Raw genomic sequence first — 26427 nt, 5'->3', positions numbered from 1 at the left:
GTCCTTAAGCGGCGAGGGTTTCGGCGCGGCGACCGAACCGGCCGGTACGGCGGAAGCGGACGAGCCATTCGGGCGCGACCGCCTGCAGCGGGGTCGGATCGATGCCGAGCGCGGCAAGACCCTGCGCGTCCGGTGCGACGACATTGTCGCGCTGGAGCATCAGCCACTGGTCGTTGGTGATCGGCGCGAACGGCAATTTGGCGAGCAAGGCGCCGGCCGCATCGGGCAATTCGATGATCGACGGGCTGCGGCCGATCGTCTTGGCGATCCAGCGGATGATCTCGCCCATCGTCATCACGTCGGGGCCGCCCAGTTCGAACGTCTGGCCGGCGAAGCGTGCGTCGGTCGCCGCCGCCATCGCATCGCCGACGTCGCCGGCGAACACCGGCTGGAACTTCACCGGTGCACGCAGCACCGGCACCACCGGCGCCTTGCCGATCATCCCGGCGAAGCGGTTGATGAACTGGTCCTCGCGGCCGAACACGATCGACGGGCGGATGATCACGGCGTTGGGGAAAGCGGCCTGCACAGCCGCCTCGCCGCGCCCCTTGCTGCTGCCATAGGCGGAGGGCGCGCTCGCATCGGCGCCGATCGCCGACATATGGACCAACGTGCCGACGCCGGCCGCCGCCGCCGCCTCGGCGACGTTGCGCGCGCCGCCGACATGGACGCGCTCGAAATCGCCGGCGAGCAGCCCGACCATGTTGATCACCGCGTCGGCGCCCTGCACCGCGCGCTGCACCGTATCGGGCAGCGTCACGTCGGCGGCGACGAACTGGGTCTGGCCGAGGCCGCCCAACGGCTTGAGAAACCACGCATGCCGCGGATCGCGCTCGGCGACGCGCACCCGCGCGCCCCCGCGCAGCAGCGCCTGCACCACATAGCGGCCGACGAATCCGCCGCCGCCGAAGATCGTAACCAGCTTGTCTTTCATCGCCCGGGCCTCATTTTTTCGTCGCTGTGCTGATGTTTCGCCCCTTGCCCCGCGAAACCCGTGTTGACAAGCGCGGCGACCGCCCCCTAAAGGCCGCCCCCTACCCCGTGCCCAGATGGCGGAATTGGTAGACGCACCAGCTTCAGGTGCTGGCGATCGCAAGGTCGTGGAGGTTCGAGTCCTCTTCTGGGCACCATTTTCCGACCCCGGCGTCCGCCGCGGCCGGACGGCGCGACGCCCCGGCGCGAACGCCGGGCCACACCGCCCATACCTCAGTCCTTACCCCGCCCGCAGCCAGTGGCGCAGCAGCGTCGTCACCTCGCCGGGACGCTCCATCGGCGAGAGATGACCGCAGCCGCGCAGCACGTGCAGGCGCGCGCCGGGAATCGCCTCGGCGAGCGCACGCGCGTCGTCGGGGGTGCAGATCCGGTCGCGATCGCCGACCGCGACCAGCGTCGGCACGCGGATCGCGCGAATCGCCTCGGCGATGTCGGGACGGGCGAGCAGCGCCGCCTGCTGGCGCGCGAAGACGGTCGGGCCGAGCCGCTCGGCCATCGCCAGCGCCGGGCCGCTGACGATCGCCGACAGCTGCGGATCGGCATGCGGCGCGGTGGCGATCAGGCCCTGGTCCGCGACGGTGCGCGCGCGCGGCTCCATCGAGGCACGCGTGCCGAACAGGGCGATGCGGGTGATCCGCTCGGGCGCCTGGCGCACCATCTCCAGCGCGACATACCCGCCGAGGCTGACCCCGGCGACCGCGCCGCGCGGCGGCATCGCGGCGAGCACCCGCGCCGCCATCGCACCGATCGTCGTATCCTGCGACAGGTCGGCGAAGTCGGGCTCGGCGATGTCGGCGAGGTCCATGATCTGGCGCGCCCACAGGCGCCCGTCGCAGCCCATCGCGGGCAGCAGCATCAGGGGCAGGCGCGGTCGGTCCATACGGTCTCCGGGGGTTGGGTGCGGCGGAAGGCGAGCGGCGCCCCGATCAGCACCAGCACGACGCGGGTGAGATGGTGGACAATGACGAATCCGGGTTCGAGCGAAAGGCCGAGGGCGACCATGCTCATCTCGGCCAGCCCGCCGGGCGAATAGCCGAGCACCAGCAAGACGGGATCGAGATCGGTCAGCGCGGCGATGGCCGCCGCCCAGGCGATGGTGAGCGTCAGCAGGATCGCGGTCGAGCCGGCGGCGAGCAGCAAGGTGCGCCCGAGCGTCGCCAGCGTCAGCCCGACGAAGCGGCAGCCGATCGTCGCCCCCAGGCCGACCTGCGCCGCGCCGACGATCCAGCCGGGGATGCGGAAGTCGCTCAATCCGGTCAGGTGCACCGCGGCGCTGACCGCGAGCGGCCCGATCAGATGCCAGGCGGGCAGCCGAAGCGCCCGGCCGAGCAGCAGCCCGAGCGCGATACAGCCGCCGCCCCAGAGCAGCAGCGCGGGGTCGAGCGTGCCGCCGCCGGCGGGCGCCGCGGCCATCGCCTGCTCCGCCGCAGGGCGGATCAGATGCACCGCCCAGGGCAGAGCGAAGACGACGAGGAAGATGCGCGCGCCGTGGATCAGCCCGATCGCGCGCTCGTCGGCACCGCGATCGGCACCCATCAGCACCATCTCGGCGATGCCGCCGGGCATGCCGGCGAAATAGGCGGTGGCGGGGTCGAAGCGTGCGACCTTGCGGAAATAGAGCACGCAGAGCAGCGCCGCGCTCGCCAGGAACAGCGGCAGCAGCGCGAGCGGCACCAGCCAGTCGCGCGCCTGCGCGATCAGCCCGGGGTGGAAGCTGCTGCCGAGCACGACGCCGATCACCGCCGCCATCGGCCGCCGCGTCGCCGCCGAGGCGCGGATCGGCGCCCCCGCGACGCTCGCCGCGGCGCAGGCGGCCATCGAGCCGAGCACCCAGGGCAAGGGCGCGCCCGCGGCATGGAACAGCGCGCCGCCTGCGCCGCCGACGAGCAGCGCCGCGGCGAAGCGCAGCCCGATCGAGGCGGCGTCGCGGTTCACCCGGCGACGAACGGAAAGGCGAGCGCGATCATGCCCACCAGCGTCATCACCGCGCAGACCATGATCGCCGGCAGCAAGGTGAAGCGCTGGTGATCGGCGAGATCGACCCCGGCGAGGCTGACCAGCAGATAGGTGGAGGGCACCAGGGGGCTGAGCAGATGCACCGGCTGCCCCATCAGCGAGGCGCGCGCGATCGCGATCGGCGAGACGCCGTAATGCGCCCCCGCCTCGGCGAGGATCGGCAGCATGCCGAAATAGAAGGCGTCGTTGGAGATGAAGAAGGTGAAGGGCAGGCTGAGCAACGCGGTGATCGGCGCCATATACGGCCCCATCACCGGCGGGATCATGCCGACGACCTCCTTGCTCATCGCCTCGACCATGCCGGTGCCGCCGAGGATACCGGTGAAGATGCCCGCGGCGAAGATCAGCGACACCACCGACAGCACGTTGCCGGCATGCGCGGCGATCCGCTCCTTCTGCTCGGCGACGCCGGGGTAATTGACGATCATCGCGATCGCGAAGGCGATCATCATCAGCACCGACAGCGGCAACAGCCCCCAGACCAGCAGGGTCAGCAGCGTGACGACGAGCAGGCCGTTGAACCAGATCAGCTTGGGCCGCCGCGCCTCGGGATATTGCGACACCGCCATGCCGGTGAAGTCGGTCTCGTCGCGCGCCTCCACCGTGCCGATGCGCACGCGCTCCTTGCGGCCGAACCAAATTGCGAGCGCGAGCAGGCTGGCGAGGCCGGCGATCATGCCGGGGATCAGCGGCAGGAACAAAGTCGCCGGATCGAGCTTCAGCGCGCTCGCCGCACGCGCGGTCGGGCCGCCCCAGGGGGTGAGATTCATGATGCCGCTGGTCGCCATCAACAGGCAGCACAGATACAATCGGTTCATGTCGTAGCGCTTGTAGAGCGGCAGCAGCGCGGCGATCGTGATGATGTAGGTGGTCGACCCGTCGCCATCGAGGCTGACCAGCGCGCACAGCACGACGGTGCCGAGCAGGATGCGCGTCGGATCGCCGTGGACCAGCCGGATCAGCCGGCCGACCAGGGGATCGAACAGGCCGGTATCGGTCATCGTCGAGAAGAACAGGATCGCGAACAGCAGCATCACGCCGGTCGGCGCGAGGTTCTTGATCCCGTCGATCATCATGTCGCCGAGCCCCGCGGCCTGGCCGGCGATCACGCCGAACAGCGTCGGGATGACGATCAGCGCGACCAGCGGCGTCATCCGCTTGGTCATGATGAGCGTCATGAAGGTGGCCACCATCAGGAAGCCGAGCAGCGCCAAATCCATGGGCAAAATCCTTGGAAAGATCAGAAGGTGACGGCGACGCGGGCGCTGACGGTCTCGCCGGAATCGGCGCCGGTGACGGCGCCGCTGCGATTGTCGGTGTCCCAATGGATGCCGTTGACCTGCAGCCGCGTGAAACTGTTGAGGTACCAGTTCACGCCGAGGGTCCCCGCCCAGCCCTCGCCGCCGGTGATGAGGTCGGTGTAATCGAGACTCTCATAGCGCGCGGTCAGCTCGATCGCGCCGGGACCCCCGTCGAAAGTCGGCCGCTTGACCTTGGGCTGGCCGAAACTGCCGAGCCGCGGATTGTACGGCGGCAGGTCGCCGGTGAGGAAGAAGCCGCCCGACACGCTCCACGCCTTGCTGACGAAATCGGGCCGGCCGCCGTCGAGCCGCGCGACGCGCCGCCCCGCCTCGCCCATCACCCACAACGGCCCGCGATAGCCGCCCAGCTCCGCGCCATAGCCGGTGGTGCCGGTGCCGCCGAGCAACGTGCCGGTCGAGACGCGCAGGCCACCGTTGAAGCGGCCGCCGATCACCGTGTTGCGGGTCAGCGTCGTCGCCGCGGGCGACAGGCTCTCGTCGAAGCCCCAGGCGCCGACGTGCAGCACCGTGTCGTCGGTCTTGACCGGGTTCCAGTGCGCGCGGCCCAGCAGCGTGCGTCCGTCGCTCACCGCCTGCGTGCCGTCGACGCGGTCGCCGGTTACGGTCAGCGAGGCGTGGCCGGTCTTCCAGAACAGGCGCGGCATGATGCCGATGCCGTAGAAACCGCGCTGGGGGATGATCGCGGTGGCGACCGTGGTGCGTTCGAGGAACGGCGTCGAATCCGATCCGGTCGAGCCTTCGAAGCCGCGGTCGTTGAACAGATGCCCGGCGCGCACGTCGTAATCGAGCCCCGGCCTGATCCGGTCGCGCCAGCCCATGAAGGCGGTGACGACATCGACCTCGTTCTCCGAAAAATCCGCCTCCATCTGGTAGAAGAAATGCGTGCCGACGCCGCCTTCCAGCCCCAGGCGCAGCGCGCGCATGCCGGTCGTGGTGAGGTTGCGCGTGTCCGATTTGGAGCCGAAGGTGCTGCTGACGTCGGCGAGGATGCGGCCGCGCGGCTTGAACGTATAGACGCCGTCGGCCGAGTGGAAGACGGGCAGACCCGCACCCCATTCGGTGGTCACCCCCGACGGATTGTCGCGCGCAGCGGTCGCCTGCGCGACGTCGCGGTCGGCGGGGCCGGGCGGCGCGAGCTGCGGCGCGAACGGCACCGTGCGGCGCACCGGCGGCGGCGCGGCCTGCGCGACCTGCTGCGGCGGCGTCTGCACGGGGGCGGGCGCCGGAGCGGGGGGCGGTGCCGCGGCGAGCGCCTGCTGCCCCTCGACCCGGTCGAGCCGCGCCTTCAGCGCCGCGATCTCCGCCGCCTGCGCCCGCACCAGCTCGGCGAGGTCCGCCTGCGAGGGCGTCTGCGCGAGCGCAGGCGTAGCGGCGACGAGCGCCAACAGGGCGCATCCGGTACGCAGGATCATGACGTGGGGGCTCCGGCAAGGATCGCCTGCCAGTCGCGCAGGAAGCGCTGGCGGGTGATGCGGTCGAGGGGGACGAGGAGTTGCGGCCCGACGCGGATCGGGCGCGCCTGCGCCGCGGGCAGCCGCCGCGCGGGCACGTCGGCGCGCACCGGCCACAGGCTGCGCGCGGCGAGCAGGCTCTGGCCGCGCCGCGACAACAGGAAATCGAGGAACAGCTTGGCGCTCGCCGGCGCGCGCGCCTGGCGCGCGATGAACGCGATGCGCGAGCTGACGATCGTATAGTCACTCGGCAGCACCACGCCGAGCCGCGGATCGCGCTTCGCCTGCTCCAGCGCATAGGATGCGACGACGTTATAGGCGATCGCCTGCCGCCCGGCGGCGACCGCGGCGAGCATCGGCTCGGTCCGCTCCGCCAGCACCGGCCTGGTCGCCGCGATCGCCGTCATCAGCGCGCGGCTGTCGCGGGTGATCGCGAGATCCTCGGTCAGATACAGATAGCCGACGTTCGACCGCGCCGGATCGAAGGTGGTGACGCGGCCGGTGAATCGCGCGCGTCGCGTGCGCAACAGCGCCTCGAGCGCGGCATGGCTGCGCGGCCGCTGCGCGTCGGGGATCAGCTTGCGGTTGTAGACGATGCCGATCGGCTCGGCGGTGACGCCATAGCCGATGTTCTTCCACACCGCCTGCGGCGGCAGCGCCGGCTTCTCCGGGCTGGCATAGCTCTGGCCGAAGCCGTCGTTGATCAGCTTGACCTGCAACGCCATCGCCGACGACCAGACGAGGTCCGCCGACGGCCGCCGCGCGCGCGTCTCGCCGACCAGCCGGCGGTAGATCTCGATCGAGCCGAGGTCGACGTAGCGGACGCGGATAGTGGGATAGAGGCGGTGGAAGCCGGCGACGACGCCGACCAGCTCGCTGGAGTCGGCATTGCCGTAGACGGTCAGCCCGCCCTCCGCCTTCGCCGCGGCGATCAGCGCGTCGTAGGACCGCGGATAGCCCGCCGGCCGGGTCTGCGCGTGCGCCGTCCCTGCTGCCGCCAGCATCATCATCGTCCCGAATAGGATCGTCCGCATCCCGGCTCCTCTCGCTTTTCCGCTTCTGTGATCGGATAAGCTGCCATCGTGGGATATCCGGCGCACCTGTCAGCAACCTTTCACCGGGTGAAACCATGCGAATCCTGATGATCGAGGACGATGCGGCGCTGGCGAGGAGCATCGCCGCCCTGCTGCGTGCCAGCGGCCACGCGGTCGATCATTCGGCGAGCGGCGAAGAAGGGCTGACGCTGATCTCGGGCGAACCCTATGCGCTCGTCATCCTCGACGTCGGCCTGCCCGGCATCGACGGCTTCACCGTGCTCGAACGGCTGCGCCGGCGCGGCGAGAAGGTGCCGGTACTGATGCTGACCGCGCGCGACGCGCTCGACGACCGGGTGCGCGGACTCGATCTCGGCGCCGACGATTATCTGCGCAAGCCGTTCGAGCCGCAGGAGCTGGAGGCGCGCGTCCGCGCGCTCGGCCGCCGCCGCGGCGGCGATCCGACCCCGGTGGTGACGATCGGCGCGCTGACCCTCAACCGCTCGACCGGCCAGGCCGAGGTCGGCGGCCGCGCGCTCGACCTGCGCCGCCGCGAATGGGCGGTGCTCGACGCGCTGGCCACCCGCGCCGGCCAGGTCGTGCCGCGCGAACTGCTGCTCGCCGAGGTGTTCGGCTATGACGAACCGGTCGGTCCCAATGCGATCGAGGTCAACGTCACCCGCCTGCGCAGCAAGCTCGCCCCCGACGGCCCGCAGATCCGCACCGTGCGCGGCGTTGGGTATCTGCTCGATGCCGGGTGAGGCGGGAGGGCAAGCGCGCCGCCACCGCTACCCGCGCTCCGACGCAGGCGAGACTTTCGCGAAAGTCCCACCCCATACCAAGCCCGTACCCCAGCAGAGGCCGGGGGCCAGTTGGGTGAGGGTCGTCGTGACTCACAGCGGCTTTCCCAACAGGGCCCCGGCCTTCGCCGGGGTACACCAAGCGTATTGCGGAGGTCACCAACCAATCCAGAGTGAGACATGCCCGGAACCCTCCAGAACCCGACCGGAGCTTCGCGCATGACCTTCCGAGGTATCACCTGATGCCCGCCCCCCGCGCCATCGCGTTGCGCACGCGGCTGCTCGTCGCGATGCTCGGGCCGTTGCTCGGCGTCGCGATCCTGCTCGGCGTCGCCGGCGCGGCGCTGATCGCCGACGTGGTTCGCCGCACCAACGACCGCGTGCTCGGCGGCGCGCTCGGCGCGATCGCCGAGACGGTGCAGGTCGAGCGCGGCGAGGTGACGCTCGATCTGCCGCCCGCCGCCTTCGGCATGTTGGAGAACAGCGAGCGCGACAACGTCTATTACCGCATCGCCGTCGGCGGCGATCTGCTCACCGGCTATGCCGACCTTCCCGCGCCCGCGGCCGACGCGCTCGCGATCGACCAGCCGCGCTTCCGCTTCGCCGACTATCGCGACCAGCGCATCCGCATCGCCGAGGTGCGTCGCGCCTTGCCCGGCATCGAGCGCCCCGTCGTCGTCCAGGTCGCCGAGACGCTCGACGGCCGCCGCGCGCTCAGCCGCCGGCTGATGATCGCGCTGCTCGGCGGCGAGCTCGCCCTGGTCGGCATCGCGATGCTGCTGCTGCGCCCGGCGCTCGGCTGGAGCCTGCGCCCGCTCGCCCGGCTGCGCGGCGCGGTCGAGGCGCGTGAGGGCCATGCCGCGCCCGACCTGTCGCCGATCGACGCCGGCCCGCTGCCGCTCGAATTGCGGCCGCTCGCCGAGGCGTTCGACCGGCTGCTCGCCCAGCTCGACACCGCCACCGCCGCGACGCGCCGCTTCACCGCCGACGCCTCGCACCAGATGCGCACGCCGCTGTCGGTGCTCAAGGTGCAGATCGAGCTTGCCCGCCGCGGCTCGCGCGAGGCGCTCGACGAGATCGCCACCGCCGCCGCGCGGCTCGAACGGCTGCTGATCCAACTGCTCGCGCTCGCCCGCGCCGAGGAAGCGGGCGCGGCGCCGCCGCTCGAACGCGTCGATCTGCGCGAGGTCGCGGTGCGCGTCATCAGCCGCCGCATCGGCCAGGCGATCGACGCCGGCGTCGAACTCCAGCTCGACGCCGCGGCGACCCCCGCCTGGGTGCACGGCCATCGCACGCTGCTGGTCGAGATTCTCAGCAACCTCATCGACAACGGCATCCGCTACAACCGGCGCGGCGGCACCGTCACCGTCGCGATCCGCGCGGCCGGCGGCGGCGTCGATCTGTCGGTCCGCGACGACGGCCCCGGGATCGCCGCAGCCGACCGCGACCGCGCACTGGAGCGGTTCGTCCGGCTCGGCGACCGCCATGCGCCCGACGGCAGCGGCCTCGGCCTCGCCGTCGTCCGCTCCGCCGCGGCGCGGATCGGCGCGACCTTGCGGCTGGCCGACGCCGAACCCGGCCTCGTCGTCCTCCTCCACCTGCCCGACGCGCCGTCGCCCTGACGAACCCGGCCATAGTAAATGGTTAGTTAACCAGCATTATCCTCATATCGGTTCGATTAGTTTCGGCCGACGTGCTCCGCGATGCTGACGACACCTGTCGACATCGCCCGGCTTTGCTTTGCGTTTTCGATTGCATTGTCTGGCAACTAATTGCGATACTTGGGGTTGTTGATGAAACAAGTGGGAGAGCACGGTGGACGAACCGCGCGTTAGTTCATGGTTCGATGCCTTCTCTGCCGAGAAGACGCGGCAGCTTGCCGTAGATCGCAGCCGGGCGGTATCGATGCGCGGCAGCACCGAACTGGCGCGGATCGTCGATGTCGTGCGCGATCATTATCACCGCCCCTATGCGGCGATCTCGATCATCGACAAACGCTCGCAGGTGCTGCTCGCCGAACGCGGCCTCGGCATCGCCGAGACGGCGCGCAGCACCGCCTTCTGCGCGGTGACGATCCAGCAGGGCGGCCATGCGCTCGTCGTTCCCGACGCGCGCGAGGATGCCCGCTTCGCCAAATTCGACAGCGTCACCGGCGATCCCTTCGTCCGCTTCTATGCGGGGGTGCCGATCCACGACGAGGCGGGCATGGCGCTCGGCGCGATCTGCATCGCCGACAGCGCGCCGCTGACCGAGGATTTCGACCGCTCGCTGCTCGTCATGATGGCGCACGAAGCCGAACGCGCCATCGCCGCCATCGCCCCCGCCCCGCCCGCCGCGCCGACGCCCTGGCGGCTACGGCTCGAATCCGACGTGTGATCGGCGCGGAAGGCAGGCCGCCGTCGCCGGGCACGGCAAATCACCCGATCGGCATAACGATGGGCGCTACGCCACGCGCGTGGCTCGCGGCATAGTATTGCGATGTCGTCGCTTCCCCCTCCCGTGATCGAAACCGCTGCCGGACCGGTCGAAGGGCGCCGCCTCGGCGCGCTCACCGTCTTCCGCGGCATTCCCTATGCCGCGGCTCCCGTCGGGGCGCAGCGGTTCGCGCCGCCGGCGCCGGTGGCGCGCTGGTCCGGCGTGCGGCAGGCGGTCGCGTCCGGTCCCAACGCGCCGCAGCGGACGCGCAAGCTGCCCGGCCTCGATGCCGCGCCGCTGATCGGCGAGGGCTGGACGCCGGGCGACGAGTATCTCGCGCTCGACGTCTGGTGCCCGGCGGGAGTGGACGCAGAAGAGGACAAGGCGCGCCCGGTCATGGTGTTCATCCACGGCGGCGGCTTCGTCGTCGGCAGCAAGGACGCGGGCGTACAGACCGGCGCGAGCTTCGCGCGCGACGGCATCGTCTATGTCGCGATCAACTATCGCATGGGGGTGGACGGCTTCCTGCCGATCCCCGGCGTGCCGACCAACCTCGGCCTGCGAGACATGATCGCCGCGCTCGGCTGGGTGCGTGACGAGATCGCGGGCTTCGGCGGCGACCCCGCCAACGTCACCGTGTTCGGCGAGAGCGCGGGCGCGATGGCGATCGCCGACCTGATCGCCTCGCCGCTCGCCAAGGGGCTGTTCCATCGTGCCATCGTGCAGAGCGGCCATGGCGGCATGACCCGCACGATCCCCGTCGCGCAGCGGCTGGTGAAGAAGATGGCCGCGCTGCTCGATGTCACCCCCGATCGCGCCGGTTTCGAACGCATCGCCCCCGGCGAGCCCTTGCTCGACGCGGTCGAGACGGTCTCGCTGCCCACCACCCGGCTCGATCTGCGTGGCGCGGACGGGCGGGAGCCGGTATTCGGGATCAGCCGCTTCGTCCCCGTCCACGGCGACGACGTGCTGCCGCTCGCCCCGCTCGACGCGCTCGAACAGGGCGCCGGTGCCGAGGTCGCACTGCTGATCGGCAGCAACCGCGAGGAGATGAACCTCTACCTCGTCCCCAGCGGCGTCCGCGACAAATTGAACACCGCGATCGGCAAGCTGCTCGCCTGGGTCGTGCTGCGCAAGTCGCAGCCGAGCGCCTGGGCGGTGCTCAAGGCCTATGGCATGGGGCGCGGCAAGCCCGCCGGACAGGCGCTGACCGATGCGATGACCGACCTCGTCTTTCGCTGGCCCGCGCGCCGGTTCGCCGAGGAGCATCGCGGCCGTACGCATATGTACGAATTCGAATGGCGCTCGCCGCGCTACGGCGACGGGCTCGGCGCGTCGCACGGCATGGAATTGCCCTTCGTCTTCGACAGCCTCGCCACCTGCACCGGCGCGGAAGGGCTGTGCGGCGATGCGCCGCCGCAGGACCTCGCCGACCGCATCCACGCGCTCTGGGTGCAATTCGCCCGCGACGGCAGCCTCCCCTGGGCGCCGTTCGAGCGCGACGGCCGCATCGTCTACCAGCTCGCCGCCGGCCAGCCGGTCGCCGAGCCGGTGATGCCCGCCGCCGCCTTCCTGCCCTGATCGGATTCCCCAGATGTATCTCGACCGCCTGCGCCTCGACGGGCGCACCGCCTTCGTCACCGGCGCCGCGCAGGGCATCGGCTATGCCTGCGCCGATGCGCTGGGCGAGGCCGGCGCGCGCGTCATCCTCGCCGACCGCGATCCCGACGCGCTCGGTGCCGCGATCGAGCGCCTGCGCGCGCGGGGCCGCGCCATCGACGGCGTGCTGCTCGACGTCACCGATCCCGCCGCGGTGACGCGCATCGCCGACAGCGCCGGCGCGGTCGACATCCTCGTCAACAACGCCGGCATCGCGCGCAGCGACACCCCCGCCGAGGACGTCACCGACGAACAATGGCGCAACGTCCTCGACGTCAACCTCAACGGCACCTTCTGGTGCGCGCGCGCCTTCGGCCGGCATATGCTCGCGCGCGGCACGGGCAGCATCGTCAACATCGGCTCGATGTCGGGGCTCATCGTCAACCGCCCGCAGCCGCAGAGCTATTACAACGCCAGCAAGGCCGCGGTACACCAGCTCACCCGCAGCCTCGCCGCCGAATGGGCGCCGCGCGGCGTCCGCGTCAACGCGGTCGCGCCGACCTATATCGCCACCCCGCTCAACGCCTTCGCCGACAAGCAGAGCGAGATGTACCGCCGCTGGATCGACGGCACGCCGCAGGCCCGGCTCGGCGAGCCCGAGGAGGTCGCCTCGATCGTCCACTTCCTCGCCAGCGACGCCGCCAGCCTGATGACCGGCAGCATCGTCCTCGCCGACGGCGGCTACAGCTGCTGGTGATCGGCGAAGCGGCAGAGCCGATCGGCATATCCGCCTTACCTTTCGGATAGGTAGCGAAAGGCGCACACACCTTTCTGACAGGTGGGCGGAGACTCACCGGCCGAAGAGAGGATAAAAGATGCGCCTTCGCACCCTGTTTGCCGTCACCACCGCGCCCGTTGCACTGCTCGCCTTCGCCGCACCCGCCGCCGCGCAGGTCGCCGAAGCTCCCGACGTCACCGACACCGCCCCGCCCGGCCGCGCCACCGGCGCCGCACCGCAGACCGGCGACCAGGACATCGTCGTCACCGCCCGCAAGCGCGCCGAATCGCTGCTCGACGTGCCGATCGCCGCCACCGCGATCAGCGGCAACACGCTGACCGAGCGCGGCGTCAATTCGGTGCGCGAGGCCGCGTCGCTCACCCCCGGGCTCAACATCGCCAGCGACGGTGCCGGCCGCGCCTTCGTCTCGATCCGCGGCGTCGGCGTCACGCTGGTGCAGTCGGTGCAGCCCGGCGTCGGCCTGTTCATCAATGGCATCTACCAGCCCAACACGTCCTATCTCAACAATCCGCTGCTCGACATCGACCGGATCGAGGTGCTGCGCGGCCCGCAGGGCACGCTGTACGGCAAGAACACGCTGGGCGGCGCGATCAACGTCATCACCCGCCAGCCGTCGAACGAGACCGAGGCACGCGGCAATTTCAGCTTCGCCGGCCCCGACGACAGCATCCTCGCCTCCGCCTCGGTCAGCGGCCCGATCATCAAGGACGTGCTGCAGGTCCGCGTCGCCGCCGGCCACCGCCAGCAGGACGGCTTCCTGCGCAACAATCTGCTCGGCATCGATGCCAGCCCGTTCAAGACCGATTCGCTCAACACCACGATCCGCTTCGTGCCGACCGGCGACGTCGTGCTGACCGTCAACGGCTATTACGACTGGGTCGACGGCGCCAACACGCCTTATGCGCGCGTCACCGGCCCGACCGATTATTCGCGCATCGTCCAGTTCAACGCGCCCAACCGCATCCAATATCGCTATCGCGGCGTCAACGCGCGGCTGGAGACGCCGATCGAGGCGATCAATTCCAAATTCACCCTCGTCGGCTCCTATGACGCGCGCAACGGCGTGTCGCCCAACAGCGATGCCGATTTCGGCCCCGCCGACATCGCGCGCAGCAACGGCACCGACAGCCTGCGCACCAAGACGGTCGAGACCCGCCTCGACACCGAACTCGGCGGCACGCTCAGCACCCTGCTCGGCCTGTTCTACAGCCGTGAGGAGGCGACCGCGTTCGACCGCACCCGCATCCTGCCCGCCAACCTCACCCGCCTGACCAACAACGCCACCAAGGCGGACACCTATGCCGCCTTCGGCACGATCTTCTGGAAGCCGACCCCGGCGTGGGAGATCGCGCTCGGCCTGCGCTACGATCACGAGAAGCGCAGCGCCGACGGCGATATCGCGATCACCGTCGGTGCCGCGACGCTGCCGACCACCATCTCCAACGCGCAGCTCAAGTCCGATCAGGTCGAACCGCGCCTGTCGGTCACCCGCCACTGGACCAGCCAGCTGATGACCTATGCGTCGGTGGCGCGCGGCTATCGCGGCGGCGGCTTCAACGCGCCGACCGCGCCGATCCGCACCTACAAGGGCGATTCGGCATGGACCTATGAGATCGGCTCGAAATACGTCTCGCCCAATCGCGCGTTCAGCCTGTCGGGCGACGTCTTCTACAACGATTATTCCAACTATATCGGCCTCAACTCGATCGCGCCGGCGGCGGGCGGCGGCCTCGTCACCGTCGATCTCAACAGCGGCGACGTCGAAAGCTACGGTGCCGAGCTGGAGGCGACGGTGCGGCCGGTGTCCAACTGGACGATCAACGGCAGCGTCACCTACATCCACGCCCGCCTGACCGATTCCTCGCCCTATACGCTGGTCACCGGCCGCACGTTGTCGTCGGACCGGCTGACCTTCCAGCCCGATTTCAGCGGCAATATCTACAGCGACTACACCATCCGCCTCGGCGGCGAGGATACGCTGACGCTGACCGGCGGCGTCGTCGCCAAGGGCAGCCGCCTCGCCGCGACGCTCAACCAGACGACGCCGACCTTCCTGCGCCCCTATGCGCTGGTCAACACCGCGATCACCTATCGCACCGGTCCGCTGGAGGTCGCGGCGTTCGCCAACAACCTTCTCCAGAAGAACTATTTCGACGCCTATATCGAAAAGACGACGCTCGCCCTCGCCGGCCTGCCCGCCTCCGATCTCGGCATCATCGGCGATCGCCGCCGCATCGGCGTCCGCCTCGGCTTCAGGTTCTAGGTCCCATGCATATCGACACCGCCCTCCCCCGCGCCGCGCTCGACCCGGCGTTCCTCGAGCGGCTGCGCGAGCGGTTCGGACAGCGGCTGCATCTCACCGACGCGATGCTGCGCCAGCACGGCTCGAACGAGGCGCATTTCGACGTCGTCCTGCCCGACGCGGTCGTCTTCGCGCATTCGACGCAGGACGTGGTCGATCTCGTCAACCTCTGCGTCGCCGCCGACGTACCGATCGTGCCGTTCGGCGCCGGCACCTCGATCGAGGGCAATGCGGTGCCGGTACGCGGCGGCGTCAGCGTCAATCTCGGCGAGATGAACCAGATCGTCGCGGTCAACGCCGAGGATTTCGACTGCACCGTGCAGGCGGGCTGCCGCCGCGAGCAGCTCAACGAGCATCTCCGCGACACCGGCCTGTTCTTCCCGATCGATCCCGGCGCCAATGCGACGATCGGCGGCATGGCCTCGACCCGCGCCAGCGGCACCAATGCGGTGCGCTACGGCACGATGCGCGAGGCGGTGCTGAGCCTCAAGGTCGTCACCCCCGACGGCAAGGTCGTCACCACCGCACGCCGCGCGCGCAAGTCCGCGGCGGGCTACGACCTCACCCGCCTCTACGTCGGCAGCGAGGGCACGCTCGGCATCATCACCGAGGTGACGCTGCGGCTGCATCCTATCCCCGAGACGATCTCGTCCGCGGTCTGCGGTTTCGCCAGCCTCGAAGGCGCGATCACCACCGTCGTCCAGTCGATCCAGGCCGGCGTGCCGCTCGCCCGCGTCGAAATCCTCGACGACATGCAGATCCGTGCGGTCAACGCCTGGTCGAAGCTCGCGCTGCCCGAGGTGACGACCTTGTTCTTCGAATTTCACGGCTCGCCGGGCAGCGTCGCCGAACAGGTCGAGATGGTCGGCATGCTCGCCGCGGAGAATGGCGGCGGCGATTTCGCCTGGTCCAACCTCCCCGAAGAGCGCGGCAGATTGTGGAAGGCGCGGCACGAGGCGTATTATGCCGCGGTGGCGCTGCGCCCCGGCGCGGTCGGCTGGGCCACCGACGTCTGCGTGCCGATCAGCCGCCTGCCCGAATGCATCACCGCGACCAAGGCGGACCTCGCGACGTGCAGCGTCCCCGCGACGATCCTCGGCCATGTCGGCGACGGCAATTTCCACGTCATCTTCGCGATGGACCCGGAGTCGAAGGCGGACCTCGCCGAGGTCGAAGGCGTCAACGCCCGCCTCGTCGCCCGCGCGCTGGCGATGGACGGCACCTGCACCGGCGAACACGGCATCGGCATCGGCAAGCAGCATTGGCTGGTCGAGGAACTCGGCGACGCGGTCGACGTGATGCGCATCCTGAAGCGCGCGCTCGACCCGAAGGACCTGTTCAACCCGGGCAAGATCTTCAGTTTGTAACCCTCAAATTCCTCCCCCGCTAGGGGGAGGTGGCGCGCCCGAAGGGCGTGACGGAGGGGGAGGATACGGCGAAGTCGGTTTTCGCGGAAACGCCCCCTCCACCACCGGCCTACGCCGGCGGTCCCCCTCCCCCGCTGAAGCGAGGGAGGAATTTGGCCCGCGCTGACCGTCCGACGACCTACCCCAACAGGAGCCAGCCATGCCGACCCCCGCTTTCTCCCGCTCGCTCCTCCCGCTGCTCGCGCTCGCATTGGCGATGATGCTCGGCTTCACGATGATGGCGTCGTTCGGCACCGTGCAGGAAGGCGCCAAGGCCGAACTCCACCTCAGCGATTATACGCTCAGCCTCATCCAGGGCCTCAGCGCCGCGCTGCCGCTCGCGTTGTTCTCAGTCCCGATCGGCATCTGGGTCGACCGGCACAATCGCGTCCGCATCATGATCGTGCTGGTCGCCACCTTCGTCCTCGGCACCTTCCTCACCGCGGTCGCGCACAGCGTCGCCTTGCTGTTCGTCGCGCGCATGCTGACCGGCATCGGCACCACCGGCGCGCTCACCGCGGCGCTGTCGCTCTGCGCCGATCTCTGCCCGCCGACGCAGCGCGGCCGCGCGCTGCTCGTCGTCAACCTCGGCAAGTCGCTGGGGCAGGCGATGGCCTTCGGCCTCACCGGCGCCTTGTTCGGCCTGTTCCTCCACGGCGGCGCGCCCGGCTGGTTCTGGCACGCCGCACCGTGGCGCAGCGCGCATCTCGCGCTCGCGCTGATGGGCGCGGCGTTCATGATCCCGCTGTTCCTGCTGCGCGAACCCGTCCGCCACGAAGTCGCCGCGAGCACCCACGCCCCCTTCCGCATCGTCGCCGGCGAGCTGTGGGCGCGCCGCGCCTTCCTGCTGCCGCTGTTCATGGGGCAGGTCAGCGTCGTGATGGCGGACGCCGCCGCGGCGATCTGGGCCGCGCCCGTCCTGTCGCGCAGTTTCGGGCTGCGCCCCGATCAGGTCGCCGGCTGGATGGGGACGATGATCTTCGTCGCCGGCCTGCTCGGCGCGGTGATCGGCGGCTTCTCCGCCGACTGGGGGCAGAAGAGCGGCCGCCGCGGCGGCCTGCTGATCGGCGCGGTGATCGCCGCCGCGCTCGGCATCCCCGCCGGGCTGTTCCCGATAGCGCCCTCCGTCCCGCTGTTCGGCGCGGCGCTCGGGCTGCTGCTGCTGTGCGGCGCGGTGACCGGGGTCGTCACCTCGGTGGCGCTGACCGTGCTCATCCCCAACGAACTGCGCGGCCTGTGTATCGGCGCGTTCATCGCCATCGCCGGGCTGATCGGCTTCGGCGTCGCACCGACGCTGGTCGCCGCGGCGAGCAGCCTGTTCGGCGGCGAATCGCATCTCGACCAGGGCCTCGCCACCGTCGGCGCGGCGACCAGCGCGCTGTCGCTGATCGCCTTTTTCGTCGCGATGCGCCGCGCGCCCGCGACGGCGACCACCGAACCTATCTGAAAGCTCTTGCATCAGCTATCGGATAGGTTCATCACGCCCTCAACGATATAACGAGAGGTCAGGATGAAAACGCGGGTCGAGGTATCGCCGGAGATGTTCGCCTTCATCGGCGAGGGACCGTTGCCGGTGGCGGATTGGCCGTTCGAGGCGGTGGCGTTCGGTTACCGGCTGGCACCCGCGACCTTCGACTTCCATCCGGCCCCCGCCGCAGACGCGCTGGAGTCGGCGGATATCGCCTTCGTCGTCGCGACCACCGCCTGCACCCGCATCTTCGGCGGCGCTCCCGATCGCGCCGGCACCTGGCATATCCCCAGCGACATGCGCGCGATCGCGCTGACGCTGCAACCCGGCCGGCTGGCGAGCGCCGCCGCCGCGACGCTGCGCATCGCCAAATGCATCGAGCTGATCTGCGCGACCTTCGAGAAACTGGGCGACGGCAGCCTGATCCCCGCCGACGGCAGCGGCGCCTTGTCCGCCGGCGAGGCGCAGCGGATCGCCGCCGCCCGCCGCCTGATCGACGAACGCTGGCACGAGAAGCTGACGCTCGATTCGATCTCGCGCGCCTGCGGCCTCAATCGCGCCAAGCTCACCCGCGGCTTCCGTTCGATGTTCGCGATGAGCGTCGCCGACGCGATCACCGACCGGCGGCTGAGCGGCGCGCGCGAGCTGCTGCTCGCGACCGACCTGCCGGTCTCGTCGATCGGCTATCGCTGCGGCTATCTCAACAACGCCAGCTTCACCCGCGCCTTCTCGCGCCGCTACGGCCAGCCGCCGACGCAGCTGCGCAGTCACCCGCTCGCCGCATGACGGCCGATCTCTCCGGCTCGCTGGTCGATCAGGCGGTGCGCCGCGTCCGCGACCATATCCGCGGCGCCGACCTCAAGGTCGGCGACACCCTGCCCGGCGAGGGCCAGTTCGCCAGCGACCTGGGCGTCAGCCGCGCGGTGATGCGCGAGGCGTTCGGCGCCCTCGCCGCGCTGCGCGTCATCGACGTCGGCAACGGCCGCAAGGCGCGGGTCGGCGCGATCGACGGTTCGGTGATGGCCGCCTCGATCGACCATGCCGTCGCCACCGCGCAGATCACCACCAGCGACGTCTGGGACGTCCGCCGCACGCTGGAGCTGCGCACCGCCGCGCTCGCCGCCGCGCATCGCAGCGACGCCGACGCCCGCCTGATCGTCGATCATGCCGCGCAGATGGCGACGAGTGCCGACGATCTCGACCGGCTGATCCGCCACGACATCGCCTTCCATCAGGCGATCGCCCGCGCCGGCGGCAATGCGCTGTTCCACCAGATCGTCCGCTCGTTCGAACAATTGATGCGCGTCGCCGTCCCCACCGCCTGGCAGACGCGCGAGACGCTCGAACAGCGCGAGACGGTCTTCGCCGTCCACCGCGATCTTGCCGCGGCGATCGCCGACCGCGACGCCGCCGCCGCCGCGACGCTGATGGACGCGCATTTCGACCGCGCGATCAGCGACATCTTCGTCCGCTAGAACGAGACTCCGGCGGCGCTGAGCTGCACCTCGATCGCATCCACCGTCGTGCCCTGCGCCAGCGGCATCGCGATGGCGCGCGTGTACGGCTTCCGGATCGCCGCCGCGAACCCCTCGCGCCGCGCATCCAGCGCCGACCACGCCACGCAGAAGTCGTAGGCGAGGCCGACGAACACGCACCGCCGCACCCCGATATCGCGCAGATAGCCCGCCAGCCCGGTGCGCGTCGTCTTGTCGTTCTCGAAGAAGGCCGAATAGGAATCGACGTCGGGATGCTGCCCCTTGCGCAGGATCAGCCCCGCCCGCGCCACCGCCGCATCAACCGCGGGATGAAAATCGGCGCCGGGCGTGCCCTGGATGCAATGGTCCGGCCACAACACCTGCTCGCCATAGGGCATCCGCATTGTCTCAAACGGCTGCCGTCCGGCATGGCTGCTGGCGAACGAGCTGTGGCCCGCAGGATGCCAGTCCTGCGTCACCACGACATGCGCGAATTGCATGGCCAAGTCCGCAATCGGCCCCATTACCGCGTCTCCGTCCGCCACCGCGAGCCGTCCGCCGGGACAGAAGTCGATCTGCGGATCGACGATGACGAGCGCATCTGCGGGGGTGACGTCGCTGGGGTCCATGCCGCCTCTTACCGGGCGAACCGCCCGCCGGCAAAGCAGGACAACGCGCAATGTCTGCGTCCACACCGGCGTTCGCGCGTTGGAGGGGCTTGGCGGTCGCTGTGACCGCCGGGAGAGGTTCATGAGCACGACCCTGACCGCGAAGTTCGAGACGCGGCGCGAAGCGGAGATGACGGTGGAGCGGCTGGTGCAGCAGTTCGAGATCCCGCGCACCGACGTGTTCATCGCCGCCGACGGCCCCGACAACACCGTCGGCACCGAGGAAGCCGGTTCCGACACCGAGGCGGGCGCCCCCACCCCCGAAGCGCGCGACGACGGCGCGCACGCCGGCGCGGTCGTCGTGTCGGTCGACATCAACGATGCGACGCTCGCCGACGAGGTGAAGGACGCCTTCGCCGAATTCAACGCGGCGGACGTCACCGCCGATTGACGCCTACCGGCCGGACGCCTCGCGTCCGGCCGACGCGCGAGACTTGTCGCGGCACGCGCATGACGTAAGGTCGGCGCGATAAGGGCGCCGGACCTACCGGCGCCGACGGTTTCGACAGGGGTTTCTCCATGCGTCACGCTCTTGCCCTGCTGCTGGTGTCGGCAGCACCGCTCGTCCAGGCCGACGCCGCCCCGCCCCAGGCCGCTCCGCCCCGCGCCGCATCGACCGCGACGCAGGACGCGGCGCTGCTGCAATTCCTCGACCGCGCCTTCGACGAGCAGCTCGACCGCAATCCGGAGGCGCTGACCCAGCTCGGCCTCAAGACGCACGAAGACCGGCTCGACGATTACACCGATGCCGGCGCGCGCGGCGATCAGGCGCTGGCCGAACGCCAGTTGCAGGACATGCACGCCCGCTTCCGCCCCGACCAGCTCGGCGAGAGCGCACGGGTCAGCTACCGCTTGTTCGAATATGAGGTCACGCGCGGGCGCGGATCTTTGCGTTTCCGCAAGCTCCGCTTCCCGGTCTCGACCACCGGCAGCCCGGCCGGCGATATCCCGGTGCTGCTGATCAACAATCACCGGATCGACACGCTCGCCGACGCCCGCGCCTATATCGCCCGCCTGCGCGACACCGAGCGGGTGATGCGCGAGGTCGCCGCGACGATGCGCGAACAGGCGGCGGCGGGGATCGTCCCCAACAAGGTTAATTTCGCCCCCGCCCGATCCGACGCGCGCGCCATCGTCACGGGCGCGCCGTTCGACAGCGGTCCCGATTCGACGCTGCTCGCCGACTTCCGCAAGAAGGTGACCGCGCTCGACGTGCCGCCGGCGACCCGGAGGCAGCTCATCGCCGATGCGTCCGCGGCGCTGACCGGTCCGTTCCGCCGCGGCTATGACGTGCTGTTCGCCGCGCTCGACGCGGTCGAGCCGCTGTCTAAGGGCAATTCCGGCGCGTGGAGCCTGCCCGACGGCGCCGCTTATTACGCCGACCGCCTCAAGACCGCGACCACCACCGATCTCACCGCCGAGCAGATCCACGCGCTCGGCCTGCGCCAGGTCGCGACGATCCGGCAGGAGATGGAGGGGATCAAGCGCGAGGTCGGCTTCACCGGTACGCTGGAAGCTTTTTTCGACAAGATCCGCACCGATCCGCAGTTCAAATATCCGAACACGACGGCGGGGCGGCAGGCGTATCTGGGCGATGCGCGCGCGGTGATCGCCGGGGCGATGGCGGCGGCACCCCGCTATTTCCGCGTCCTGCCCAAGGCGCCGCTGGAGGTCCGCGCGGTCGAGCCATGGCGCGAGCGGACCGCGTCGACCGCCTTCTACGATCCGCCCTCGGCGGACGGGTCGCGGCCGGGCATCTATTACGTCAATCTGATCGACATGACGCAAACGCAGAAGGTGCAGGTCGCCGGCATCGCCGCGCATGAGGGCGCGCCCGGCCATCATTTCCAGATCGCGCGCCAGCAGGAGCTGACCGGCATCCCCAAATTCCGCAAATACGGCGGCTACGGCGCCTATGCGGAGGGTTGGGGCCTCTACGCCGAACGGCTCGCCGACGAGATGGGACTCTACAAGGACCCCTATGCCCGCTTCGGCATGCTGTCGTTGCAGATGTGGCGCGCGATCCGGCTAGTGCTCGACACCGGCATCCACGCGCAGCGCTGGGATCGCGACAAGGCGATCGCCTATTTCCGTGCCAACAGCTCGGTCTCCGACACCGACATCGCGCGCGAGGTCGATCGCTATTTCAACTGGCCGGGCCAGGCGACCAGCTACATGGTCGGCCAGCTCCGGATCAGCGAGGCGCGGGCGCGGGCGCAGCGTGCGCTGGGGCCGAAGTTCGACATCCGCGACTTCCATGAAGCCGTGCTCGACCAGGGCGCGCTGCCGCTCGACCTGCTCGACGAACAGGTGACGCGCTACATCGCCGCCAAACGCTAGGCGGCGCGGCGCTCGGTCAGGAACAGCAGGAACACCGCCGTCATCAGCACCGCGCCGACGGCGGCGGTCGCGGTCCAGCCGCCGCGATCGTAGCTGATCGTCGCCAGCGTCGAGCCGAGCGCACCGGCGAGGAAGACCATCGTCATATAGACCGAATTGATCCGCCCGCGCGCCTCGGGCGCGATCGAGAAGAGCACGCGCTGGCCGAGCACCTGGTTCATCTGCGTCGCGGCGTCGAGCACCACCGCCGCGACCGCGAGCAGGATCAGCGCATGCGCCGCGCCCGCCCAGCCGGCGAGCAGGAAGGCGAGGATGGCCGCTGCCAGCGCGCCTGCCGTACCCGCGCGGATATGCCCGCGGTCGCCCAACCGCCCGGCGATCGGCGCCGCAAGCGCGCCCCCCGCCCCCGCCAAGGCGAACAGCGCGATCCCCATCTGGCCGAGCCCGAAGCGCTGCGCGAGCAAGAGCGGCACCGTTGTCCAGAACAGGTTGAACGCGGCGAATATCGTCGCTTGATAAGCCGTCCGCCGCCGGATCGCGGGCGTGCGGACGAGCAGCGACAGGCCCGACCGCAGGAGCGCGCCATAGCCCAGATCGGGCTTGGGCCGCCGCTGCGGCACGGTGCGCGCGATGAGCAGCGCGAGCAGCGCCATGCCGATTGCCGACAGCCCGAAGATCGCGCGCCACCCCGCCACCGCGGCCAGCCCGTTGGCGAGCGGCCGGGCGAGCATGATGCCGGTGATCAGCCCGCCCATGATATTGCCGACCACCTGGCCGCGCCGCTGTTCGGGGGCGAGATGCGCGGCGAGCGGGACCATGATCTGCGCGCCGACCGAGCAGAAGCCGGTGAGGAACGAGAAGATCAGGAAGCCCGTCGCCCCCGTCGCGGTCCAGATCCCGACCAGCCCGAGGCACGCCCCGACGGTGAGCAGCAGGATCAGCCGCTTGTTCTCGACGCGGTCGGCGAGCGAGACGACGAAGAACAGCCCGGCGCCATAGCCGAGCTGGGTCAACGTGACGATCAGCCCGGCGACGCTGCCGTGCAGCCCCAGCGCCGGCGCGATCTCGCCGATGAGGGCCTGCGCATAATAGAGGTTGGCGACCATCAGCCCGCAGGCGAGCGAGAAGATCGCGGTGAGCCCCGGGCTGATCCCGGCATGGTCGGTCTGGTCGGTCATCGCCGCCGCTTACCGGCTCCCGCGCCCGTCGTCGCGCCCCGATCGCCAAGCCCGCGGCCGATCGGGGAAAAGGCCGATCAGGCGCCGGCCACCCGATCGACGATCTCGCGAATCGCGTCGCGTTGCAGCGGCTGGCGGTCGATCGAATTGTGGATGCCGATCCCCTCGACCAGCGCGTCGAGCGCGCGGGCGGTCAGCGGATCGAAGAACCGCTCCAGCGCCGCGCGGCTGTCGTCCATCCATCGCTGCATCACCGCGGTCACCGGTGGGTGGCGCGCGGCGAAGGCATAGAGTTCGTAGCTGAGCAGCAGCGTGCGCGGCTCCGCCCAGATCGATTCGGCGATGATGTCGACGATCGCCGCGCGGGCGCCGTCGCGATCCTGCGCCTCCGCCAGCCGCGCCGCGAACGCCGCCGACGATTCCGCCGCCAGTTGCAGGAAGGCGGTGGTCAGCAGCGCCTCCAGCGACGCGAAATAATAGGTCACCGATCCCAGCGGCACCGCCGCCGCGGTGGCGATCCGCCGGTGCGTCGTCGCCGCGACGCCGTGCTGCGCGATCACCTCCAGCGTCGCATCGACGATCCGCTGCCGGCGATCGGGGTCGTTCCGCTTGGGTTCGCCGGAGGCCACGCATTCTTCCTTTGCCAATCATGTGTACATTTGTACATATACGCACATCTTTCGCGGCTGACGCCGCCGTATCGCAAGAAAGGCCGTCGATCATGTCCCAACCGCCGCTATCCCGCCGTACCGTCCTCGGCGGTGCCGCGGCACTGGCGCTGCCCGCAACCGCCGGTGCCGCCCTCGGCGAGGCGGCGGATGCGCCGGTATTCGGTCGCCGCGACGGCCGCTGGCTCAATCCGCCCAAGCAATGGCACGCCGATGCCGCCGGCGAGCTGACGATCGTCACCGATCGCGCCACCGATTTCTGGCGCGAGACGCATTACGGCTTCACCCGCGACAGCGGCCATTTCCTCGGCTTCCCCACCCCCGCCGCCTTCACCGCGCAATTGCGCATCCGCGGCGACTATCGGCAACTCTACGATCAGGCCGGTATCATGGTCCGCGTCGACGAGCGCCGCTGGGTCAAGGCGGGGATCGAATTGTCGGACGGCGCGGCGATGCTGAGCAGCGTCCTGACCGACGGCCGCTCGGACTGGGCGACCGGCCGCTACACCGGCGACGCCTCCGACTTCTGGATGCGCGCGACGGTCGCCAAGGGGGTGCTGCGGTTGCAGGTCTCCGCCGACGGCCGGACCTGGCCGCTCGTCCGCCTCGCCCCCTTTCCGGTCGCATCCTCCTACCGGGTCGGACCGATGGCCTGTACGCCGGAGCGCAGCGGGCTCGGCGTGCGCTTCTCCGATCTGCGCATCACCGCGCCGCTCGGCAAAGACCTGCACGATCTGAGCTGAGACGATGACCGAGAAGGAGAAGATGCTGGCGGGCGACCTCTACACCGCCGACGATCCCGAGATCGCCGCCGATGCCGCGCGCGCCGCGCAATGGATGGCGCTCTACAATGCCGCCGTCGCGGCGAGCCCGGCCGAGCGCCACGCTTTGCTGGTCGAAGGGCTCGGGGCGGTCGGCCGCGGCGTCACCGTGCGGTCGCCCTTCCATTGTGATTATGGCGACAACATCCGGCTCGGCGACGGCGTGTTCCTCAACTTCGGCTGCGTCATCCTCGACGTCGTCGCGGTGGAGATCGGTGCGGGGACGCAGATCGGGCCGGGCGTCCAGATCCTCACCGCCGACCATCCGCGCGACCCCGCGACGCGCGCGGCGATGCTCGAATTCGGTCGGCCGATCCGGATCGGCGCCAACGTCTGGATCGGCGGCGGCGCGCTGATCCTGCCCGGCGTGACGATCGGGGACGATGCGATCGTCGGCGCGGGCAGCGTCGTCACCCGCGACGTGCCCGCCGGCGCCACCGTCGTCGGCAATCCCGCCCGCGTGGTGCGTGCATGAACGTGGTGCCGACGCCCGACCGCACCAGCGTCGGCAAAACCCATTTCGAGGTGCTCGACGGCCTGCGCGGCACCGCCGCGCTGCTGGTGGTCGCCTTCCACATCCAGGGCATTGCGGTGCTGTTCGACGCGTCGCGGCTGATGCTGCCGCACGCCTATCTGGCGGTCGACTTCTTCTTCGCGCTGTCGGGTTTCGTCATCGGTTACGCCTATGACGATCGCTGGCCGCGGATGACGACGCGGGGCTTTCTGGCGCGGCGGCTGGTCCGGCTGCATCCGCTCGTCGTGCTCGGCGCGTTGCTCGGGCTGGCGAGCTACCTGTTCGATCCGTTCGCGGGCGGCAAGCAGGACGCCTCCGCCGGTCTGATCGCGCTCGCCTTCGCCGCCGGACTGCTCGCGCTGCCGTCGCTGCCGCTCGCCAACCGGCTCGGCGACAGCCACCCGCTCAACGCGCCGGCCTGGACGCTCTTCCAGGAATATATCGCCAATCTCGCTTATGCGCTGCTGCTGCGCCGGCTCGGCCTGCGCGCGCTCGCCGGCGTCGCCCTGATCGCCGCGATCGTCTCGGCGGCGACCGCGCTGACGCTCGGTTCCTACGACACCGGCTGGGGGCTCGCCAATTTCTGGGGGGCCCCGGTCCGCCTTGCCTATCCCTTCGTCACCGGGCTGCTGCTCTACCGGCTCGGCGATCGCCTGCCGCGACTGCGGCTCGGCTTCGTCACGCTCAGCGTCGTGCTCGCGCTGGCCTTCGCCGCGCCGGTCTTCCCCGCCGTCGGCGCGCTCAAGCTCAACGGGCTCTACGAAGCCGCCTGCGTGCTGCTGCTGTTCCCCGCGATCATCGTCGCCGGCCGCCATTCGCGCGGCGGTCCGCGCGTCGTCGCGCTCTGCAAGCTGGCGGGGCGCCTCTCCTACCCGATCTACATCACCCACTACCCCTTCGTGTATCTCTACATGAACTGGATCGCCGGGCGGCAGGGACCGGGCTGGCTGACCGCGACGGTCGCGGTCGCGCTATTGGGCTTCACCATCCTGTTCGCCGCTGTCGCCTATGCCCGCTGGGACGTGCCGATCCGCACCTGGCTCAACCACCGCCTGCCCGCGGCATGACGCAGGCGCGACCCGATCGCATGACGGCGGAGGAACGATCGCGGACCCGCATCGCTTGGATATCGTGGCCGCAACCGCGGCCACGACCAAG

24 protein-coding genes and 1 tRNA gene are annotated in these 26427 nt (G+C 70.2%); 16 read left to right on the top strand and 9 right to left on the bottom strand.

What is annotated here, in order from left to right; translation table 11 throughout:
- Positions 1-4 precede the first annotated feature (4 nt).
- Positions 5-934: a complex I NDUFA9 subunit family protein gene (locus ACLBWH_RS13165; protein ID WP_447799394.1), complete on the bottom strand. Its 930-nt coding sequence runs from the start codon at positions 932-934 to the stop codon at positions 5-7.
- 109 nt (positions 935-1043) lie between these two features.
- Here ACLBWH_RS13165 and ACLBWH_RS13160 point away from each other — a divergent pair.
- Positions 1044-1130: transfer RNA gene (locus tag ACLBWH_RS13160), tRNA-Leu, on the top strand.
- 83 nt (positions 1131-1213) lie between these two features.
- Here ACLBWH_RS13160 and ACLBWH_RS13155 read toward each other — a convergent pair.
- The 5 genes from ACLBWH_RS13155 to ACLBWH_RS13135 are packed head-to-tail and all read right to left on the bottom strand — an operon-like array spanning position 1214 to position 6816.
- On the bottom strand, positions 1214-1873 hold the full coding sequence (locus ACLBWH_RS13155; RefSeq protein ID WP_447799392.1) for an alpha/beta fold hydrolase: 660 nt from the start codon (positions 1871-1873) through the stop codon (positions 1214-1216).
- The gene (locus ACLBWH_RS13150; protein ID WP_447799391.1) at positions 1849-2928 is read right to left on the bottom strand and encodes an AbrB family transcriptional regulator; all 1080 of its coding nucleotides are present in this window, start codon (positions 2926-2928) and stop codon (positions 1849-1851) included. The genes ACLBWH_RS13155 and ACLBWH_RS13150 overlap by 25 nt, the downstream gene beginning before the upstream one ends.
- Positions 2925-4229 carry a CitMHS family transporter gene (locus ACLBWH_RS13145; protein ID WP_447799389.1) on the bottom strand — a complete coding sequence of 435 codons (1305 nt, stop codon included), beginning with the start codon at positions 4227-4229 and terminating at the stop codon, positions 2925-2927. The genes ACLBWH_RS13150 and ACLBWH_RS13145 overlap by 4 nt, the downstream gene beginning before the upstream one ends.
- 20 nt (positions 4230-4249) lie before the next feature.
- Positions 4250-5743 (bottom strand): porin, encoded by a 1494-nt coding sequence (locus ACLBWH_RS13140; protein WP_447799387.1) that lies wholly within the window; start codon positions 5741-5743, stop codon positions 4250-4252.
- Entirely contained in the window at positions 5740-6816 is a 1077-nt protein-coding gene (locus ACLBWH_RS13135) for an ABC transporter substrate-binding protein (protein ID WP_447799385.1), read from the bottom strand. The genes ACLBWH_RS13140 and ACLBWH_RS13135 overlap by 4 nt, the downstream gene beginning before the upstream one ends.
- A gap of 107 nt (positions 6817-6923) precedes the next feature.
- Here ACLBWH_RS13135 and ACLBWH_RS13130 point away from each other — a divergent pair, with 107 nt between their 5' ends.
- The 10 genes from ACLBWH_RS13130 (at position 6924) to ACLBWH_RS13085 (ending at position 19080) form a co-directional block, all read left to right on the top strand.
- Positions 6924-7577 carry a response regulator transcription factor gene (locus ACLBWH_RS13130; protein WP_447799383.1) on the top strand — a complete coding sequence of 218 codons (654 nt, stop codon included), beginning with the start codon at positions 6924-6926 and terminating at the stop codon, positions 7575-7577.
- Positions 7578-7858: 281 nt separating this feature from the next.
- A complete protein-coding gene (locus tag ACLBWH_RS13125) occupies positions 7859-9238 on the top strand; it encodes a sensor histidine kinase (RefSeq protein ID WP_322850615.1) in 1380 nt (459 codons plus the stop codon).
- Between the two features lie 193 nt (positions 9239-9431).
- Positions 9432-9992, top strand: coding sequence for a GAF domain-containing protein (locus ACLBWH_RS13120; protein ID WP_447799381.1), 561 nt, complete (start codon positions 9432-9434; stop codon positions 9990-9992).
- 102 nt (positions 9993-10094) lie between these two features.
- Complete coding sequence (locus ACLBWH_RS13115; RefSeq protein WP_447799379.1) at positions 10095-11612, top strand: carboxylesterase/lipase family protein; 1518 nt, start codon at positions 10095-10097, stop codon at positions 11610-11612.
- Positions 11613-11625: 13 nt separating this feature from the next.
- Positions 11626-12387 carry an SDR family NAD(P)-dependent oxidoreductase gene (locus ACLBWH_RS13110; protein ID WP_447799377.1) on the top strand — a complete coding sequence of 254 codons (762 nt, stop codon included), beginning with the start codon at positions 11626-11628 and terminating at the stop codon, positions 12385-12387.
- Between the two features lie 118 nt (positions 12388-12505).
- Positions 12506-14692 carry a TonB-dependent receptor gene (locus ACLBWH_RS13105; RefSeq protein ID WP_447799375.1) on the top strand — a complete coding sequence of 729 codons (2187 nt, stop codon included), beginning with the start codon at positions 12506-12508 and terminating at the stop codon, positions 14690-14692.
- A 5-nt stretch (positions 14693-14697) separates the two neighbouring features.
- Positions 14698-16098, top strand: coding sequence for an FAD-binding oxidoreductase (locus ACLBWH_RS13100; RefSeq protein ID WP_447799373.1), 1401 nt, complete (start codon positions 14698-14700; stop codon positions 16096-16098).
- Positions 16099-16297: 199 nt separating this feature from the next.
- The gene (locus tag ACLBWH_RS13095; RefSeq protein WP_447799372.1) at positions 16298-17584 is read left to right on the top strand and encodes an MFS transporter; all 1287 of its coding nucleotides are present in this window, start codon (positions 16298-16300) and stop codon (positions 17582-17584) included.
- A gap of 63 nt (positions 17585-17647) precedes the next feature.
- Positions 17648-18391: a helix-turn-helix domain-containing protein gene (locus ACLBWH_RS13090; protein WP_447799370.1), complete on the top strand. Its 744-nt coding sequence runs from the start codon at positions 17648-17650 to the stop codon at positions 18389-18391.
- Positions 18388-19080: a FadR/GntR family transcriptional regulator gene (locus tag ACLBWH_RS13085; protein ID WP_322850623.1), complete on the top strand. Its 693-nt coding sequence runs from the start codon at positions 18388-18390 to the stop codon at positions 19078-19080. The genes ACLBWH_RS13090 and ACLBWH_RS13085 overlap by 4 nt, the downstream gene beginning before the upstream one ends.
- Here ACLBWH_RS13085 and ACLBWH_RS13080 read toward each other — a convergent pair.
- On the bottom strand, positions 19077-19709 hold the full coding sequence (locus ACLBWH_RS13080; protein WP_447799369.1) for a nicotinamidase: 633 nt from the start codon (positions 19707-19709) through the stop codon (positions 19077-19079). The two genes, ACLBWH_RS13085 and ACLBWH_RS13080, sit on opposite strands and share 4 nt — an antisense overlap.
- Positions 19710-19830: 121 nt before the next feature.
- On the opposite strand from ACLBWH_RS13080, the gene ACLBWH_RS13075 reads away from it, so the two are divergent.
- Together ACLBWH_RS13075 and ACLBWH_RS13070 are read left to right on the top strand one after the other, a co-directional pair.
- Complete coding sequence (locus ACLBWH_RS13075; RefSeq protein WP_322850625.1) at positions 19831-20139, top strand: hypothetical protein; 309 nt, start codon at positions 19831-19833, stop codon at positions 20137-20139.
- Positions 20140-20267: 128 nt separating this feature from the next.
- Positions 20268-22088, top strand: a complete 1821-nt coding sequence (locus ACLBWH_RS13070) for a DUF885 domain-containing protein (RefSeq protein WP_447799367.1) — start codon at positions 20268-20270, stop codon at positions 22086-22088.
- Here ACLBWH_RS13070 and ACLBWH_RS13065 read toward each other — a convergent pair.
- Positions 22085-23266: an MFS transporter gene (locus tag ACLBWH_RS13065; RefSeq protein ID WP_447799365.1), complete on the bottom strand. Its 1182-nt coding sequence runs from the start codon at positions 23264-23266 to the stop codon at positions 22085-22087. The two genes, ACLBWH_RS13070 and ACLBWH_RS13065, sit on opposite strands and share 4 nt — an antisense overlap.
- A gap of 77 nt (positions 23267-23343) precedes the next feature.
- Complete coding sequence (locus tag ACLBWH_RS13060) at positions 23344-23895, bottom strand: TetR/AcrR family transcriptional regulator (protein ID WP_447799363.1); 552 nt, start codon at positions 23893-23895, stop codon at positions 23344-23346.
- A gap of 92 nt (positions 23896-23987) precedes the next feature.
- Between ACLBWH_RS13060 and ACLBWH_RS13055 the strand changes: the two genes are divergently transcribed.
- Genes ACLBWH_RS13055 through ACLBWH_RS13045 form a run of 3 tightly spaced genes read left to right on the top strand, consistent with a single transcriptional unit; the run spans position 23988 to position 26336 of the window.
- The gene (locus ACLBWH_RS13055; RefSeq protein ID WP_322850629.1) at positions 23988-24677 is read left to right on the top strand and encodes a DUF1349 domain-containing protein; all 690 of its coding nucleotides are present in this window, start codon (positions 23988-23990) and stop codon (positions 24675-24677) included.
- Between the two features lie 4 nt (positions 24678-24681).
- A complete protein-coding gene (locus tag ACLBWH_RS13050; RefSeq protein ID WP_447799361.1) occupies positions 24682-25230 on the top strand; it encodes a sugar O-acetyltransferase in 549 nt (182 codons plus the stop codon).
- Positions 25227-26336, top strand: coding sequence for an acyltransferase family protein (locus ACLBWH_RS13045; protein ID WP_447799359.1), 1110 nt, complete (start codon positions 25227-25229; stop codon positions 26334-26336). The genes ACLBWH_RS13050 and ACLBWH_RS13045 overlap by 4 nt, the downstream gene beginning before the upstream one ends.
- Positions 26337-26427: the final 91 nt, after the last annotated feature.

The organism is Sphingomonas sp. M6A6_1c (assembly GCF_053345135.1).
Note: the sequence above shows the minus strand (reverse complement) of the source record. Positions and strands in the feature narration are given on the sequence as shown.

Excerpts from the sequence above, each read along its gene's own strand:
- ACLBWH_RS13105 (WP_447799375.1), top strand. The coding sequence starts at position 12,506 with ATGCGCCTTCGCACCCTGTTTGCCGTCACCACCGCGCCCGTTGCACTG.
- ACLBWH_RS13075 (WP_322850625.1), top strand. The coding sequence starts at position 19,831 with ATGAGCACGACCCTGACCGCGAAGTTCGAGACGCGGCGCGAAGCGGAG.
- ACLBWH_RS13080 (WP_447799369.1), bottom strand. The coding sequence starts at position 19,709 with ATGGACCCCAGCGACGTCACCCCCGCAGATGCGCTCGTCATCGTCGAT.
- ACLBWH_RS13130 (WP_447799383.1), top strand. The coding sequence starts at position 6,924 with ATGATCGAGGACGATGCGGCGCTGGCGAGGAGCATCGCCGCCCTGCTG.
- ACLBWH_RS13125 (WP_322850615.1), top strand. The coding sequence starts at position 7,859 with ATGCCCGCCCCCCGCGCCATCGCGTTGCGCACGCGGCTGCTCGTCGCG.
- ACLBWH_RS13095 (WP_447799372.1), top strand. The coding sequence starts at position 16,298 with ATGCCGACCCCCGCTTTCTCCCGCTCGCTCCTCCCGCTGCTCGCGCTC.
- ACLBWH_RS13085 (WP_322850623.1), top strand. The coding sequence starts at position 18,388 with ATGACGGCCGATCTCTCCGGCTCGCTGGTCGATCAGGCGGTGCGCCGC.
- ACLBWH_RS13090 (WP_447799370.1), top strand. The coding sequence starts at position 17,648 with ATGAAAACGCGGGTCGAGGTATCGCCGGAGATGTTCGCCTTCATCGGC.
- ACLBWH_RS13155 (WP_447799392.1), bottom strand. The coding sequence starts at position 1,873 with ATGGACCGACCGCGCCTGCCCCTGATGCTGCTGCCCGCGATGGGCTGC.
- ACLBWH_RS13115 (WP_447799379.1), top strand. The coding sequence starts at position 10,095 with ATGTCGTCGCTTCCCCCTCCCGTGATCGAAACCGCTGCCGGACCGGTC.
- ACLBWH_RS13140 (WP_447799387.1), bottom strand. The coding sequence starts at position 5,743 with ATGATCCTGCGTACCGGATGCGCCCTGTTGGCGCTCGTCGCCGCTACG.
- ACLBWH_RS13100 (WP_447799373.1), top strand. The coding sequence starts at position 14,698 with ATGCATATCGACACCGCCCTCCCCCGCGCCGCGCTCGACCCGGCGTTC.
- ACLBWH_RS13065 (WP_447799365.1), bottom strand. The coding sequence starts at position 23,266 with ATGACCGACCAGACCGACCATGCCGGGATCAGCCCGGGGCTCACCGCG.
- ACLBWH_RS13135 (WP_447799385.1), bottom strand. The coding sequence starts at position 6,816 with ATGCGGACGATCCTATTCGGGACGATGATGATGCTGGCGGCAGCAGGG.
- ACLBWH_RS13070 (WP_447799367.1), top strand. The coding sequence starts at position 20,268 with ATGCGTCACGCTCTTGCCCTGCTGCTGGTGTCGGCAGCACCGCTCGTC.
- ACLBWH_RS13050 (WP_447799361.1), top strand. The coding sequence starts at position 24,682 with ATGACCGAGAAGGAGAAGATGCTGGCGGGCGACCTCTACACCGCCGAC.
- ACLBWH_RS13165 (WP_447799394.1), bottom strand. The coding sequence starts at position 934 with ATGAAAGACAAGCTGGTTACGATCTTCGGCGGCGGCGGATTCGTCGGC.
- ACLBWH_RS13055 (WP_322850629.1), top strand. The coding sequence starts at position 23,988 with ATGTCCCAACCGCCGCTATCCCGCCGTACCGTCCTCGGCGGTGCCGCG.
- ACLBWH_RS13110 (WP_447799377.1), top strand. The coding sequence starts at position 11,626 with ATGTATCTCGACCGCCTGCGCCTCGACGGGCGCACCGCCTTCGTCACC.
- ACLBWH_RS13145 (WP_447799389.1), bottom strand. The coding sequence starts at position 4,229 with ATGGATTTGGCGCTGCTCGGCTTCCTGATGGTGGCCACCTTCATGACG.
- ACLBWH_RS13045 (WP_447799359.1), top strand. The coding sequence starts at position 25,227 with ATGAACGTGGTGCCGACGCCCGACCGCACCAGCGTCGGCAAAACCCAT.